This is a genomic window from Corynebacterium sp. HMSC073B01 (genome assembly GCF_001838255.1).
In the GTDB taxonomy this organism is placed as follows: Bacteria; Actinomycetota; Actinomycetes; order Mycobacteriales; family Mycobacteriaceae; genus Corynebacterium; species Corynebacterium jeikeium_D.
Genome location: NZ_KV836177.1, coordinates 1 through 15408, shown reverse-complemented (window position 1 = coordinate 15408; position 15408 = coordinate 1). Strand labels below are relative to the sequence as shown.

The following is a 15408-nucleotide window of genomic DNA, read 5'->3' as shown; positions in this document are numbered from 1 at the left end:
GCAGCGGTCGTTATTGGAGTGCTGTATCAGCGTGACGTTGTAGCGAGCGGTTGTAGCGTGCCGTCTTAGTGTGCGCGGAGTTTCGCCAGAAGATGCACCTCGTGACATTTGATAACACGCTCAACAATTCACTCGAATGTACAAGCGAAAAAGTTTTATTAAAGGGGTTGCGCAATCGAATGGGTGTGCTAAAATGGAGGCATCAAGAACAAAGTGCTTGAGCTTCTCTTCTTGGCGTTGGGCTAGTGGTATTCACTGGTTATCGACACTGAGCGGGGTTGGGGCTTTGGGGGAACAATGTCTGAAAAAGATAGTCCGGCCAAACAACCGTCCGATGTTTACCAAGCGGCTCTGCTGCCTGAAGCGCCGCAGTTTTTCCACGAGTCATCCACGAACCAGTTGGCGGTGGCGGGTATCCAACGCAATCGCCTGGAACTGGGTATAGCTTGCGGTTGCACGCCGAAGTCGCTTGAGATTGATGTGGATGCATACATTGCTGAAATCGCACCCGAGTTGGGTATTTCCCGCGGTAAGGCGCTCGAGTATGTAGAGGTCGGCATTCAGTTAGCGCGTATGCCCCGGCTGGGTGCCTTTATTAAAGCTCGAGCTCATTTGCCCTTTGCGCATCTGATCACCATTGCTCGCGCGACAGCGCCGCTCCACGATCCAGAGGTGCGTGCAGCTGTTGAAGAAGAAATTGCCCGCTTTGTCATTCCCCGAAAGCATGGCGAGGCACTCCGGGGAGTTCGCAGCCTACATAAATTCCTGCAACGGGTTATCGAAGAAATTGAACCTCAGCTTCGCCCCAAAAACCTTCCGGGTGATGTCGATCCGCTGCTTCCTGCAGGAGAACGCGAAATAGTAGGAGAGAGTATCGGTTTTGAAGAGAGCGACAACTTCGCGGAAGTTTTTATGGAGCTGGAAAAGACCCGCGCTCTCGAATTCAAAACCACCCTCGAGTCCATCTCCAGCTCAGCTGGCTGCACTCGAGTCGAAGCTTTGACACACCTCATCCGCGGCACCGCCGAGGCAAAAATCGTACTCAACCTATACTGTCCTGCCACAGAGGAGCGTCCCCGCACCGCCTGGCTTGGCGGCGTTGGCTGGATCTCGCAGTTAGCTACGCAGGCGTGGATTGATAAGGTCACGCATATTCGTATGCTTGCCGACGAAACCGCGGAGGGCTACGCCCCAACCGAAAGTCAGAGAGCCTTCGTTAAAGGTCGGGACGGAACGTGTCGCTTTCCGGGGTGTGATGTACCCGCGGAGCTCTGCGACATTGACCATATTGAGCCGTACGACAAAGAGCACCCAGAGGAGGGCGGGGCAACAGAAACGCCGAACCTCCACTGCCTCTGCCGCCGGCACCACAACATGAAAACAGCTGGTCTGTGGAATGTTGCACGTGATCGGGGTGGGGTGGAACTGTGGACGTCGTCAAGCACGGGCAAAAAGGCGGTGAGCCTGGAAGATGGGCCGCTCGCCGGGCACGGACGCTACACCTTTGACAAACGGGGACTGCGAATGGCGCAGGCGTTGGCAGAGTACAACGAGTATCGCCAGGAGCTGATAGAGCAATCGCGGAAGCTGGTCGAGGATGCGCGCAGGGGAGAAGACGCCGATACTCTTAAACCGCAAGACCCCCAGGCCCCACAAGATCCACAAGACCCGCCGAACATGGATGAGTTTGGTTTCTGACCAGGGGGTGTGTAATAATTTCCAGGTTGTCTTTATAGGCAGCTTTACCTGTTTCGGGCATGAACCGGCCGAGCGTCCCTCTGTGGGAAAGCGCCGCCAGGGTCCTCTGTCTATGCAAAAAGTAAAGGAATAAGTTTCCATGAACATTCTTGACAAGGTTGATGCAGCATACCTGCGCGACGACGTTCCGGAGTTCCGCGCTGGTGACACCGTCGAGGTCGACGTAAAGATCGTTGAAGGTAAGACCGAGCGTATTCAGGTCTTCAAGGGCGTCGTTATCCGCCGTCAGGGCGGTGGCGTCCGCGAGACTTTCACCGTCCGCAAGATGTCCTTCGGTATCGGCGTTGAGCGTACCTTCCCGGTGCACTCCCCGAACATCGACGAGATTCGCGTTGTCTTCAAGGGCGACGTTCGCCGTGCGAAGCTGTACTACCTGCGCAACCTGCGCGGTAAGGCTGCACGCATCAAGGAGCGCCGCTAGTCTTTTGGCGCAAAATAATCCCCATCGAGTGTTGAGCTCGGTGGGGATTTTTCTATCGCGTATAGTCTTTTCCCATGACCGACGACGATTCTCGCGAACAGACTGACGGCCAAAAAGAAGACCGTACTGAAGGCTTGAAAGGCTTCCGGAAACTTGACGAGGAGCCTGAAAAGCACACTCCGTGGTACATCGAGATTCCAATCATTATCGTGATTGCCCTGCTCATCAGTGCTGGTGTGCAGTCCTTTATCGGCCGTGTCTACGTGATTCCATCCGAGTCGATGCAGCCGACGCTCAACGGATGTGTCGGGTGCACCGGTGACCGCATTTGGGTGGATAAGGTTTCCTACCAGTTCTCAGATCCCAAGCCCGGCGATGTTGTCGTCTTTAATGGCCCGGAGTCCTGGAATAGTAACTACGTGTCACAGCGTTCTACTAACCCGGTGGCAAACTCGCTGCAGACGGTTGGTTCCTGGATTGGCCTTGTCGCCCCTGATGAAAATGCGTTGGTCAAGCGTGTGATTGCCACGGGTGGGCAGACTGTGCAGTGTCGCCCAGGAGATCCCGGCATCATGGTTGACGGCAAGATGACAGACCAGGATTTCATTAAAACTCCAGCAGACAAGCCGGTGGTGGATAATCTTGGCTCAGAGCAGTGTGGTGGCCCGTACTTCGGGCCGGTAACAGTGCCGGAGGGGCATCTGTGGGTCATGGGTGATAACCGCACCAACTCCGCGGACTCTCGCTATCACATGGGCGACGAGCTGCAGGGTACTGTGCCACTGGATAACGTCGTCGGCAAGGTGCAGGCAATCATCCTGCCGTTTAACCGCATCGGTGGCGTCGATGATCCGGACATCCAGCACAACTAGTCAGCACAGTCTGCTCACGCCGCCGGCGCCGAAACTGCGGAGGCTGAAGCAGTCGCGCACGATAGAGGTCGCGCTGGCAAAGCGCGGCTTTGGACCTGTAGCCGGGGTCGACGAGGCTGGTCGCGGCGCCTGTGCAGGCCCGATAGTTATCGCCGCCTGCTGCCTTCCAGAACGCCCTATCGCAGAGCTGGATAAGCTCACCGATTCTAAAAAGCTCACGCCGGCCGCACGTGAACGGCTCTTTCCGCTCATCCAACGCTTCGCCACCTCTTTTTGCGTGACGACGATTCCCGCGTCCTACATCGACCAATTCGGCATCCAGGACGCGAATGTCACTGGAATGCGCCGCGCGGTAGCCGGGTTGGGGCAGCGTCCTGGCTACGTGCTTACCGACGCACTCAAGGTGTCTGGCTTCACGGCACCCTATTTGCCCGTGATTGGTGGTGATTCCGCTTGCCGATGTATTGCTGCTGCGAGTGTCTTAGCCAAAGTCACCCGCGACCGCATTATGGTTGACCTATCGGAGAAGTATCCGGACTATGGTCTGGCGGGGCATAAGGGCTACGGCACGTCATCGCATATGGAAGCGATTTCACGCCATGGCGCAACCCCGGAGCATCGGTGGTCATACCGCAATGTGCGCTTGGCACACGCGGAGTATCTTGAGCACCCCGAATAGACCAACATGTACAAAAAGAGCAACATGTAAACACTCGAAGGAGCCGTCGCGGTCGTGAGCGCAGAAGATCTAGAAAACTACGAGGCCGACGTTGAACTATCCCTGTACAAGGAGTTCCGCGATGTCGTTAGTCAGTTTTCGTACGTTGTTGAGACGGAGCGCAGGTTCTACCTTGCTAATGCTGTGGAGCTGATTCCGCACAACAGCGAAAACGAGGTCTATTTCGAGCTGCGGATGTCGGATGCGTGGGTGTGGGATGTCCATCGCCCGGCTCGGTTTGTCCGCTACGTGCGCGTTATCACTTTCAAGGATGTCAATATCGAGGAACTGGATAAGCCGGACTTGCGACTGCCGTAGGTTATCGTCGCCTGTCATCGCATGTTATGGCTAGCTGCTAACAGTTATCCACAGTCGAAAAATTATCCACAGTTAGGGCCCTCTGAGCATTTATCGGAGGGCCTTTGTCATGCCCGCTGTGCAAGAGTGTTTCCGAACCGCCAAGGCGGCAAAAGTCTAGGCAGTAAACCGCCAAGGCACAATTCAACGGGGAACCAGGGGGACCGGGGCTATGACACAGAGCTTTGAAGAACTAACCACAAGACAGCTCGGCGCGTTTGGGGAGGATTTCGTTGCTGAGATGTTGGAGGATCAGGGGTGGGAAGTTATTGCTCGGAATGAGCGGGTGGGGCGCTATGAGCTCGATCTTATTGCTGAAGATGTTGACGGCAGGCTGCATTTTGTGGAGGTAAAAACGCGGCGCAGCTCGCGAAGTAGTCAGTTTGGGGACGGCAGAGAGTCCATCACAGCAGCCAAGCTTCGTCATTTGCGCAAGGCGGCGGGACAGTGGCTGTCAGAGAGTTCTACCTACTGGTTAGAGTCCGTAGTTATCGACTGCGCAGAAGTCACAGTGTCCAGCCCTTCGTCCGGTCCTCCAGTCGTTGCAGTTACGTACATTCCCGCAATCAGCGACGCAATCATGTGGGACTGCTAGATGACTGTCGGTACAGCTCTTGCAGTCAGCCTCAGCGGCATTGAAGGAACTATTGTGCAGGTGGAAGCCGATGTTGGGCGTGGCTTGCCGGGAATGTATATCGGTGGGCTCGGCGATGCCGCCGTCGGAGAAGCCAAACATCGCGTGCGCACGGCGGTTGCTAACTCGCAGTTGCCCTGGCCGAAGACAAAAGTCGTGGTGAGTCTGTCGCCGGCGCATATCCGCAAGCACGGCACTAGCTTTGACCTCGCCATCGTCTGCGCCATCCTTATCGCAACCAGCGATGACATGGAGGCCCGAGGTCGTCTCCGCCACACGGTTCTCATTGGCGAACTTGGGCTCGACGGTTCCATTCGCCCGGTGCGTGGAGTGCTGCCGCAGGTCCTTGCCGCCCGCGAGGCAGGTGCCCGTTGGGTTGTCGTCCCCGCCGCCAACGCCGCCGAGGCCGCGCTCGTCGACGGCATCGCAGTCTGCACCGCAGCCGACCTCACACAGCTATGGGGCTGGGTACTCACCGGCTCAGGTTTGACGACCGCGCTTAACGACGACCCCAGCGAACAAGCCTTCTCGGTAGACCTGGCCGATGTCGATGGCCAACCTGAGGCCCGCTTCGCCCTCGAGGTAGCCGCAGCAGGTGGGCACAATCTGTTCATGCAGGGTTCTCCGGGAACTGGGAAGTCCATGCTCGCTGAGCGCTTGCCCACAATTCTGCCGCCATTGCAGAAGTGGCAGCAGCTGGAGGTCACCGCGCTGCATTCGGTGGCCGGAGCGCTCGATACTGCGGACACTCTTATTCAACATCCGCCGTTTGTGGCTCCACATCACAGCGCGACTGTGACAGCGTTAGTCGGCGGCGGTGCTGTGCCCAAGCCCGGCGCGATTAGCCTTGCCCACCATGGGGTGCTGTTCTTGGACGAAATCACCCTCATGCGCCCGGCGGTATTGGATGCGTTGCGGATGCCGATGGAAAACGGGGTGGTCGTCCACCTGCGTACGCACCATCGAGTGACCTTTCCGGCGAGAACACAACTAGTCATGGCGACCAATCCCTGTCGGTGTGGGGCGGCGTATGCCAGCGAATGCACCTGTTCTAGTACCGAGCGAGCCAAGCATGGTCGCGCATTATCGGGCCCGCTACGCGATCGCATGGATCTCAACGTCACGCTCAGTCCTGCCGGGGCCAAGCTGGGAATTAAAAACAAAGCACACAATGAGCCCTCCGCGGCCGTTCGCGATCGGGTACAGGCCGCACGTGACCGTGCCCGACATAGGTGGCAGGCCCTGGGGCTTGCCGACGAAGCAGCCGTCACCAACGCGAGTGTGCCACGCTCGCTTCTCCGTCGTCACGCGGGCTTAGACGAAGAAGCGATGGCGTTATTGGACTTCCAGTTGAGGAACGGAGAGATTACCCAGCGGGGAGTGGACAAAGTAATCGCAGTGGCGTGGACGCTCGCAGACCTCGGGGGAGTAGACGCGTTTACCTTCGAGCACGTGCAACGTGCCTGCCAGCTGCATGACCGCGAGGGCGGCTAATACAACCGAACCACTATCAAGGGGGAGAAATGGACGAAATTCACGCGTGGGCTTACCTGAATCGTGTGATAGAGGCGACGCATCCGCAGATTGTGCGGCTCGTGACGGAGTTTGGGCCGGTAGAGGTAGCAGAGAGGATCAAGGCTCGCGCCGGGCTGCCGGAAGGTCTGCTCAATACGACGCAGGCACGGGCCGACGTTGACCAGAGCGGCCACGATTTGGAGCTGGCGGCAGCGATGGGGTGGCGTCTTATTTATCCGGGGCACCCAGAGTGGCCGGGGGAGCTGCTGTCCTGCTTTACGACGCTCGAAGTCCGTGACCGCGCCGATGCACCACCACTTGCGCTGTGGGTGCGTGGCCGTGACTTGCGGGACGTGGTCAGTGAAGCGGTGGCGATTGTCGGAACGCGGATGGCCAGCAGCTACGGGACACAGGTGGCGGCCCAATTCGCGGGGCAGTTCGCGAATGCGGGGGTTAGTGTCATCAGTGGTGGTGCGTTGGGTATTGATGCCGCGGCGCATCGAGCTGCGCTCGACGCTGGCGGCACTACGGTTGTGGTCGGAGCCGGTGGTGTAGGGGTTGACTATCCGCGGGCGCATGCAGAACTCTTCGACGGGATTGCAGAGCGGGGTGCGCTGATTACGGAGTATCCACCGGGGGTGCGACCTGCGCGGCATCGGTTTTTGACTAGGAATCGTCTGGTAGCGGCCCTATCGCGAGCAACCACAATCGTCGAGGCGGGCTGGCGTTCAGGGGCGCGCAACACAGCGCACTGGGCAGTGAGGCTAAACAAGCCCTTGGGAGCAGTGCCGGGACCGGTGACGCTGCAAACTACCTCTGGCTGTCATGACCTAATCCGCAGTGGCGAGGCTGTCCTGGTGTGTAGTGCCGATAATGTGCGGTCGCTGTATCGGTCAGTTGGCACAGTGAACGAGGATGCTCAGCTTGAATTGTTGTGGGAAAAGTCGGCGGTGCAGAAGCTTTCTCGAAACGAGCTCGCTGTCTACGACTCTCTGAATTCTGCGGAGCCAACGCCGGTGGGAGAAGTCGCAGCGCAGGCGGGATTGGCCGTGGCGCTTACGACACATTTGTTGCTGGAGCTGCAGGGACAGGGGCTGACCAGTCGGGTGGAGGGTGGGTGGTTGCGCCAGGAACAGAAGCGTTAGTGAGGCGCTAATAAAGCCTTCTGCAGAGAATCTCGAAAAAATCTTGAATTAGGTATTGCAATTCTCTGTACGCTCAGTAATATAGGCAAGGCAAGCCTAAGTAACTGTTACGGAAACGGGCTTGTGACATGGGTGAGGCAATAGGGCAGTGGCTCTGGCGAAAGTCGGAGTCACTGCCTTTTCCGCTGTCTGGTGAGGCCTCGCGGTGTGCGTCTACTAAGGTCAGAACCGTGAAGCGCGCAACCAATAACGACGACAGGACTGAGCCGGATCTCGGGTTATCCGCCAATATTGAGGCCGTGCTCATGGATTTTCTCGATGAGCTGACTTATTCCCGCAGACTCTCTGACGCAACCGTCCGTGCCTATCGAGCCGATCTCATCCCCCTCCTCGCCGGCCTGGACCACATCAGTGAACTCTCCACCCCTGTCATCCGTGCGCACCTCGGCGCGAAGCATGCGGAGGGTGCTGCGCGGTCATCGCTGGCTCGCTTAACGACGTCCATTCGCCAGTTCTGTAGTTGGCTCGTAGCTCGGCAAATTCTCGATGCTGATCCGTCGCTGCGGCTGTCAACGCCGAAGAAACATCAGCATCTTCCGGAAGTGCTCTCGCCGGAGAGGGTTGAGGAGGCAATCGAGAAAGTCTCATCCGAGGACAGCGCAGTTGCGGCTCGCGACTTGGCCATTGTGGAACTGTTGTATGCCACCGGGATGCGTGTAGAAGAGCTGTGCAAGGCCGACGTCTCTGATGTGGACTTTTCCCGCCACATCATCTCGGTAGTGGGTAAGGGGAACAAGCAGCGCATCGTGCCCTTCGGTGCACCAGCGGAGGCGGCACTCAAAGGCTGGCTCCAGGTGCGTGGAAGCTTTCATGCTTCCGCACAGGCCGAACATGCGCTTTTTCTCGGTGTGCGTGGAGGTAGATTGAATCCTCGTCAGGCGCGCCGAGTTATTCATAAATGGGCTGATGTTTCACCGCATGCTCTCCGACATTCTGCGGCCACGGCCATGGTGGAAGGTGGCGCTGACTTGCGTGTGGTGCAGGAGATGCTCGGTCATTCGAGTCTGGCGACCACGCAGATTTATACCCACGTCTCAGCGGATCGTCTCCGTGAAGTACATAAGCGGGCACATCCGCGCGCTTAATTGCGCAGGGTTGTTTAATTGCGTACAGGCTTGAGCACGATTGGTCTCCGCTGTATCAAATCCAGTGGGTTGAGATAGTCTTTGCCGCGCAGTGCGCCCCAATGCAGGCCCGGTTCGGGATGTTTGGCGTTGACCACAAGATGACCAATCACCTGGCCAGCGGCCACGTGGTCTCCCTTTTCTAACGCGGTATCTATGGGCTGATAGGTTGTGCGGATGCCATCGGCGTGCATGATTGACACGGAAGTCATTCCGGCGATCGAACCGGCGAAATGCACCACACCGGGAGCTGAGGCGCGGATTGGCTGGCCCGGGGAGGCGTTCAGGTCTACTCCGCGATGTCCAGGCTGCCAGCGTTTTTCCGGTGGGGTGTAGAAGCGTAGAACTTTGCCGTGCACAGGGAAAGTATGCGTAATAGCGGATATTGGCTCGCCGGTAGCTGCAGGTGGGCTTGGGGGTGTTGTTAGCGCGACAGCGAGCACGAATAGCGCTAATGTGCGCATTAGCGAGCGCCTGAAACTCTGCTTGGTTGTCATGCGCGATAGTGTGGCGGACGCTACACCCGTCGACAAGCGGCAGTGCATTGCAAACGGTTCTAGCTGTGGATGACTTTTTGTCCTGTGGATAGCAGGGCGTGTCAGATATTGCGACCTGCGCGATGTATCAGATAAGATTACGCTCGCGGTGTCTGCCTTAATGGGCGGTCATTAGCACAAAGACTACGCGCGCGACCCATTCCGGCTGGTTCACGGGTGCTCGGCAGGATATCTGTCGGGTGTGAGGCAGCGGGGGAGCGCTAGGGCACAGGGAAAGCCTGTGCGTGAACTGTAACCACCTATATCGGATAAGAAAGGAAGGGAAGCAGCCGCAGCCCTAGTCAGGCTGGACGTGAGGATCTTCCCTGAATATGACATGGCTGTTGTATCCATGCGAGAACTGCTCGATGCAGGTGTCCACTTCGGTCACCAGACCCGTCGTTGGAACCCGAAGATGAAGCGTTTCATCTTCACCGAGCGCAATGGCATCTACATCATCGACCTGCAGCAGACCCTGACCTACATCGACGAGGCTTTCGAGTTCGTCAAGGAGACTGTCGCTCACGGTGGCAACATCCTGTTCGTCGGTACCAAGAAGCAGGCTCAGGAAGCCGTTCAGAACGAGGCAGAGCGCGTTGACATGCCGTACGTCAACCACCGCTGGCTCGGCGGTATGCTGACCAACTTCGCCACCGTTTCCAAGCGCCTGGCTCGCCTGAAGGAGCTTCAGGCAATGGACGCTGCTGAGAACGGCTACGAGGGTCGCGGCAAGAAGGAAATCCTGATGCTGACCCGTGAGCGCACCAAGCTGGAGCGCACCCTGGGCGGTATTCGCGACATGTCCAAGGTTCCGTCCGCACTGTGGATTGTTGACACCAACAAGGAGCACATCGCTGTCTCCGAGGCTAAGAAGCTGGGCATTCCGGTTGTTGCCATCCTGGACACCAACTGCGACCCGGATGACGTTGATTTCCCGATCCCGGGCAACGACGACGCAATCCGCGCTGCTTCCGTGCTGACCCGCATCATCTCCACCGCTGTTGAAGAGGGCCGCAAGGCTCGCGCTGAGCGCGAGGCCAACGCTGCTCGCGAAGCAGCAGGCGACGCTCCGATCGAGTCCGCCGCTGAGAACACCGACCAGGCTGCAGAGATGGACGCCGAGGGCTCCGCTGCAACTGAGACGGCATCCGCTGAGTAAAGCTGAACTTTCTAACCACCACAAGTTCTAACCACCACAAGGAGGAACGCCCAGCATGGCGAATTTCACTGCTGCTGACGTCAAGAAGCTCCGTGAGCTGACCGGCTCCGGCATGAAGGCTTGTAAGGACGCACTCGTCGAGACCGACGGCGATTTCGACAAGGCTGTCGAGATCCTGCGCATTAAGGGCGCAAAGGACGTCGGCAAGCGTGCAGAGCGCACCGCTGCCGAGGGCCTGATTGCTGTTTCTGGTAACACCATGGTCGAGGTCAACTCCGAGACCGACTTCGTTGCCAAGAACCAGGAGTTCATCGACTTCGCCAACAAGGTCGCCGACGCTGCCGCAGCAGTCAAGGCAAACTCCCCGGAAGAGCTCGCAGCAGCTGACCTCGACGGTCAGACCGCAGCTGAGGCTACCCAGGAGCTCTCCGCAAAGATCGGTGAGAAGCTGGAGCTGCGTCGCGCTGCTACTCTCGAGGGCGACAACATCGCTGTCTACCTGCACCGCCGTGCAGCAGACCTGCCGGCAGCTGTCGGTGTTCTGGTTGCTTACACCGGTGAGGGAGAGGGCGCTGCAGAGACTGCTCACGCAGCAGCTATGCAGGTTGCCGCTCTGAAGGCTCAGTACCTGTCCCGCGAGGATGTCCCGGCTGACCGCGTCGAGGCAGAGCGCGCTGTCTACGAGAAGATTACTCGCGAAGAGGGCAAGCCGGAGCAGGCTATCGCCAAGATCGTCGAGGGCCGTCTGAACGGCTTCTACAAGGACGTTGTTCTGCTGGAGCAGCCGTCCGTCGCTGACAGCAAGAAGACCGTTAAGCAGCTCATGGAAGAGGCTGGCGTTACCCTGACCGGTTTCGTCCGCTTCGAGGTTGGTCAGCACTAATTCGCTGTAATTTGTGCTCTAACCTCTAGCTGCTAGCTAGTGTGAATGCCCCATCCGATTGCTTCGGGTGGGGCATTTTGCTGCCATGTTGCAGACAATGCGGAGCGTCAAGTGTGCCTTGCTGTCGTGACCGGGTAGACTCGTCTGCGACTTTTTAAACGGTGTGAGAAAGGTGCATGGTCATGGCAGAATCTGTCGAGCGCAATGGCTTCAAACGTGTGATGCTCAAGCTCGGTGGTGAGATGTTCGGTGGCGGCAAGGTTGGCGTTGACCCGGACGTGGTGCAAAACGTTGCCCGACAGATTGCGGAAGTTTCCCGAAAGGGCGTCGAGGTCTGTGTCGTCATTGGCGGAGGTAACTTCTTCCGTGGCGCACAGCTTCAGCAGCGCGGCATGGACCGCGCACGCTCTGACTACATGGGCATGCTGGGCACGGTCATGAACTGCCTGGCTCTGCAGGACTTCCTCGAGCAGGAGGGCGTGGACTGCCGCGTTCAAACTGCAATCAACATGGCACAGGTCTCGGAGCCGTACCTGCCGTTGCGTGCTAAGCGCCACCTGGAGAAGGGCCGCGTGGTCATCTTTGGTGCAGGTATGGGTATGCCGTACTTCTCCACCGACACCACCGCCGCCCAGCGCGCCCTGGAGATCGGCTGCGAGGTACTGCTGATGGCCAAGGCCGTTGACGGTGTCTACTCGGCCGACCCACGTGAGGTGCCGGACGCAGAGCTGTTCGATGACATCACCCACCGTGAGGTTCTGGAACGGGACCTGCGCGTTGCTGATGCCACCGCCTTCTCCCTGTGCATGGACAACAACATGCCGATTCTCGTGTTTAATCTGCTTACCGACGGAAACATTGCGCGCGCGGTAGCCGGTGAGCAAATCGGTACTCTCGTCCACAGCTGATAAATTTGTTCGTAATACGTTCTTTCCACAGAGCGCTCTAGAACTATCTAGAACCCGCGTAGAAACCCGAGGTTAAAAACACAATGATTGATGAAGTCCTGCTTGACTGTGAAGAAAAGTACGGTAGCTCCGTAGAACACTGCCGCGAGGAGCTGACCCACATTCGCACTGGCCGTGCGAACCCGGCGATGTTCAACGGCGTTATTGCGGAGTACTACGGTGTTCCGACTCCGATTACCCAGATGGCTACCATTTCGGTTCCAGAGCCGCGCATGCTGCTGATTAAGCCGTATGAGCTGAGCGTCATGGGCGACATCGAAAACGCGATTCGCAACTCCGACCTGGGTGTGAACCCGACTAATGATGGCCAGGTCCTGCGCGTAACTATCCCGCAGCTGACCGAGGAGCGTCGTCGTGAGATGGTTAAGGTCGCACGTTCGAAGGGCGAAGACGCCAAGATCGCGATTCGCAATGTCCGTCGTAAGGGCATGGAAACTCTGAAGAAGATTCAGAAGGACGGCGATGCTGGCGAGGACGAGGTGCAGGCAGGCGAAAAGGAGCTGGACCAGGTCACCAAGAACTACGTCGAGCAGGTGGACTCCTTGGTTGAACGCAAGGAAGCGGAATTGATGGAGGTTTAGGCCTTCATATTCAACCGGGAGAGGGGATTTGAGGCGCCAATGCCAACGTCGAAGCCAGCGTCCAATAAGGAACGTGTTCTAGACGAGCTACGGCTTATTAAGCCGCGTAACTCGGCAGGTCGGAACCTGCCGGTTGCAATTACGGTGGGCGTAGCACTTGGTGCAGTCGTCATCATCGGCTTGCTGCTGGGGGCGCTCGCCTGGACCGTTCTGGTCGCCGCGGCGGTTGGCCTTGCAACCTGGGAGGTCTGCGAGCGGCTCCGCGAGTCCGATTGGCAGGTCCCTCGCCCGGTTCTGATTTTCGGCGGACAGCTGATGGTGTGGCTGTCCGCCTACTGGGGGATTGACGGTCTGGTCATGGGCCTGACTGTTACCCTGATGCTTTTACTAGTCACCCGTCTGTTTTTGCACGGGATGGCTGAAGCACCACGGAACTGGCTGCGGGATGTCGCAGTCGGAGTTTTCGTGGTGATGTGGATTCCGTTCTTTGCGGCGCTAGCTGTGCAGCTGGTGCACATGGACAATCCCTGGGAAGTCGATCCCCGTCTGGTCATTGTGACCTTCATGATCGGGGTGATTTCCAATGACGTCGGAGGCTATGCCGCCGGTGTCATGTTCGGAAAGCATCCGATGGCTCCGAAGGTAAGCCCTAAAAAATCCTGGGAAGGGTTCGGCGGCTCTCTCGTACTCGCCACTATTACTGGAGCGCTCTGTGCAATCTTTATGTTGCACGCGCCGTGGTGGCAGGGCATCGTGCTGGGCATTGCCTTGGTTATCTCCGCCACGCTTGGTGACCTGATGGAGTCCCAGTTCAAACGCGATCTGGGGATTAAGGATATGTCCTCGATATTGCCGGGCCACGGCGGTCTGATGGACCGCCTGGATGGCATGCTGCCATCAGCCGCGATGACGTGGCTGATATTGCAGCTTTTCAGCCTGGTTTAATTTGGCTGGTTCAGTCGGGCTTTAGTTGTCGCCCTTACGAATCTGGCGGCGCAGATCAAACATTCGCCAGCCACCGATTAGCGCAGTGATGAGGGCGCCGAGGATAGCAGCGAACAGCATTCCGACACCGACCGGGAAGTTCCAGGCCCAGCCGAACAGGTTTAGTGTGGTCTCCTGCTGATTCTGCAGAATGAATACAAGCAATACGATCAGCAAAACTGCACTGATGACCAGGCCAACCCACATCGAGCCCGCGGTAGTCTTTTTCACCTTGCGCCGGCCAGGAGCGGGCGCTGGCTCCGGTGTGGAGTCCTTCTCTGCGGGCGCGTCAACGACTGGCTCTGGAAGGTTGTCCTGCTCTGGTGCAGGAGCCACGGAATCATTTGGAGAGTACGACGGAGTATCGTCGAAAAGCGGACTGTCGTTATTCGGCTGATTAGCGTTAGTCATACCTATCATTCAACACGTTTTGGCAGGTATGTACCACTTGTAAAGGTCCACTTAGTTGCGGCTGCCTAGTCGCTCATTAGGCCAAAACCGTTATTACATGCGAAAATGGGTGCCATCATGCCATCTTCACTTCCAATCGTTCTTAAAGCTCCACGTCGCGGCATGCCCGCGACCCATTTTGCGGACCTCGATGTTGAGGAACGGAAGGCTGCGGTCAAGGAACTGGGCCTGCCGGCCTTCCGCGCCGATCAGATTGCCCGGCACTATTACGGTCGGCTTGAGGCTGACCCTATGACGATGACTGATCTGCCGGAAGCAGACCGTCAAAAGGTCAAAGACAGTCTGTTCCCACCTTTGTTGACTCCCGTTCGCCACATCACCTGTGACGACGGCGAAATCCGTAAGACGCTGTGGCGTGCAGGTGACGGTACGCTGCTGGAATCCGTGCTGATGAAGTACCCGGGGCGTGCGACCCTCTGTATTTCCTCACAGGCCGGTTGCGGTATGGCATGCCCATTCTGTGCGACGGGTCAGGGCGGTCTGCAGCGTAATCTCTCCACCGCGGAGATTGTCGACCAAGTTCGTGAGGCCGCTGCCACTATGGCAGCCGAGGGCGGTCGCCTGACCAACATCGTATTCATGGGCATGGGTGAGCCGCTCGCGAACTACAATCGCGTTCTCGCCGCCGTCCATCGCATCACGCGGCCGTCGCCGGAGGGATTCGGCATCTCGATGCGCAATGTCACCGTCTCTACGGTCGGTTTCGCGCCGAACATCCGACGGCTTGCCGACGAGGACTTGTCAGTCACCCTCGCGGTGTCTCTGCACACTCCGGATGACGAGCTTCGCGATGAGCTGGTACCGATCAACAATCGCTTTACAGTAGCTGAGGTGCTTGATGCAGCTCGCTACTACGCAGACAAGACAGGCCGTCGCGTATCTATTGAGTACGCTTTGATTCGCGATATTAACGACCAGGATTGGCGTGCAGACTTGTTGGGTAAGAAGCTCCACAATGCTCTGGGCTCACGTGTCCACGTCAACCTGATTCCGCTCAACCCGACTCCGGGGTCGAAGTGGGACGCCTCTCCGAAGAAGCAGCAGGAGGAGTTCGTCCGCCGCGTACAGGCGCAGGGGGTACCGTGCACGGTCCGCGATACCCGTGGCAACGAGATTGCGGCAGCGTGTGGTCAGCTGGCGGCCGAAGAGGTTTAGCCGACAAATAGCAAAAAATCCGCACCGAATTCGGGGGTTAAGTGACAAAAAGTGTGTCTGATTTTCA

Annotated in this window: 17 protein-coding genes; 15 read left to right on the top strand and 2 right to left on the bottom strand. The window is 57.9% G+C overall.

Annotated elements, in window-relative coordinates:
* Positions 1-297 precede the first annotated feature (297 nt).
* The 9 genes from HMPREF2849_RS08340 to HMPREF2849_RS08300 all read left to right on the top strand — a co-directional run bounded on the left by HMPREF2849_RS08340 (position 298) and on the right by HMPREF2849_RS08300 (position 8565).
* Positions 298-1698, top strand: a complete 1401-nt coding sequence (locus tag HMPREF2849_RS08340) for an HNH endonuclease signature motif containing protein (protein WP_070862863.1) — start codon at positions 298-300, stop codon at positions 1696-1698.
* Between the two features lie 139 nt (positions 1699-1837).
* Complete coding sequence (gene rplS / locus HMPREF2849_RS08335; protein ID WP_005509575.1) at positions 1838-2179, top strand: 50S ribosomal protein L19; 342 nt, start codon at positions 1838-1840, stop codon at positions 2177-2179.
* Positions 2180-2253: 74 nt separating this feature from the next.
* Positions 2254-3051: a signal peptidase I gene (gene lepB, locus HMPREF2849_RS08330; RefSeq protein WP_048735525.1), complete on the top strand. Its 798-nt coding sequence runs from the start codon at positions 2254-2256 to the stop codon at positions 3049-3051.
* The gene (locus HMPREF2849_RS08325) at positions 3026-3730 is read left to right on the top strand and encodes a ribonuclease HII (protein WP_224783775.1); all 705 of its coding nucleotides are present in this window, start codon (positions 3026-3028) and stop codon (positions 3728-3730) included. The genes lepB and HMPREF2849_RS08325 overlap by 26 nt, the downstream gene beginning before the upstream one ends.
* Positions 3731-3784: 54 nt before the next feature.
* Positions 3785-4087 (top strand): DUF2469 domain-containing protein, encoded by a 303-nt coding sequence (locus HMPREF2849_RS08320; RefSeq protein WP_005509529.1) that lies wholly within the window; start codon positions 3785-3787, stop codon positions 4085-4087.
* Positions 4088-4298: 211 nt separating this feature from the next.
* Positions 4299-4721: a YraN family protein gene (locus tag HMPREF2849_RS08315; RefSeq protein ID WP_049194021.1), complete on the top strand. Its 423-nt coding sequence runs from the start codon at positions 4299-4301 to the stop codon at positions 4719-4721.
* The gene (locus tag HMPREF2849_RS08310) at positions 4722-6254 is read left to right on the top strand and encodes a YifB family Mg chelatase-like AAA ATPase (RefSeq protein WP_070862862.1); all 1533 of its coding nucleotides are present in this window, start codon (positions 4722-4724) and stop codon (positions 6252-6254) included.
* Between the two features lie 29 nt (positions 6255-6283).
* A complete protein-coding gene (dprA, locus tag HMPREF2849_RS08305) occupies positions 6284-7420 on the top strand; it encodes a DNA-processing protein DprA (protein ID WP_070862861.1) in 1137 nt (378 codons plus the stop codon).
* 290 nt (positions 7421-7710) lie between these two features.
* Positions 7711-8565, top strand: a complete 855-nt coding sequence (locus HMPREF2849_RS08300; protein ID WP_049170927.1) for a tyrosine recombinase XerC — start codon at positions 7711-7713, stop codon at positions 8563-8565.
* Positions 8566-8579: 14 nt separating this feature from the next.
* Here the strand turns inward: HMPREF2849_RS08300 and HMPREF2849_RS08295 are convergent, their stop codons facing one another.
* On the bottom strand, positions 8580-9101 hold the full coding sequence (locus HMPREF2849_RS08295) for a murein hydrolase activator EnvC family protein (RefSeq protein WP_070429359.1): 522 nt from the start codon (positions 9099-9101) through the stop codon (positions 8580-8582).
* Positions 9102-9477: 376 nt separating this feature from the next.
* On the opposite strand from HMPREF2849_RS08295, the gene rpsB reads away from it, so the two are divergent.
* The 5 genes from rpsB to HMPREF2849_RS08270 all read left to right on the top strand — a co-directional run bounded on the left by rpsB (position 9478) and on the right by HMPREF2849_RS08270 (position 13676).
* Entirely contained in the window at positions 9478-10299 is an 822-nt protein-coding gene (gene rpsB, locus HMPREF2849_RS08290) for a 30S ribosomal protein S2 (RefSeq protein ID WP_038628671.1), read from the top strand.
* Between the two features lie 55 nt (positions 10300-10354).
* Positions 10355-11182, top strand: a complete 828-nt coding sequence (gene tsf / locus HMPREF2849_RS08285; RefSeq protein WP_048735543.1) for a translation elongation factor Ts — start codon at positions 10355-10357, stop codon at positions 11180-11182.
* Positions 11183-11364: 182 nt separating this feature from the next.
* Positions 11365-12090, top strand: coding sequence for a UMP kinase (gene pyrH / locus HMPREF2849_RS08280; RefSeq protein ID WP_005509726.1), 726 nt, complete (start codon positions 11365-11367; stop codon positions 12088-12090).
* An 83-nt stretch (positions 12091-12173) separates the two neighbouring features.
* On the top strand, positions 12174-12731 hold the full coding sequence (frr, locus tag HMPREF2849_RS08275) for a ribosome recycling factor (RefSeq protein ID WP_038628675.1): 558 nt from the start codon (positions 12174-12176) through the stop codon (positions 12729-12731).
* Positions 12732-12770: 39 nt separating this feature from the next.
* Positions 12771-13676 carry a phosphatidate cytidylyltransferase gene (locus HMPREF2849_RS08270; protein ID WP_049170784.1) on the top strand — a complete coding sequence of 302 codons (906 nt, stop codon included), beginning with the start codon at positions 12771-12773 and terminating at the stop codon, positions 13674-13676.
* Positions 13677-13697: 21 nt separating this feature from the next.
* Here HMPREF2849_RS08270 and HMPREF2849_RS08265 read toward each other — a convergent pair whose 3' ends face one another.
* Positions 13698-14126, bottom strand: coding sequence for a lipopolysaccharide assembly protein LapA domain-containing protein (locus HMPREF2849_RS08265; protein ID WP_065421645.1), 429 nt, complete (start codon positions 14124-14126; stop codon positions 13698-13700).
* Positions 14127-14243: 117 nt separating this feature from the next.
* Between HMPREF2849_RS08265 and rlmN the strand changes: the two genes are divergently transcribed.
* Entirely contained in the window at positions 14244-15341 is a 1098-nt protein-coding gene (gene rlmN, locus HMPREF2849_RS08260; RefSeq protein WP_083327229.1) for a dual-specificity RNA methyltransferase RlmN, read from the top strand.
* The last annotated feature ends 67 nt before the right edge of the window (positions 15342-15408 follow it).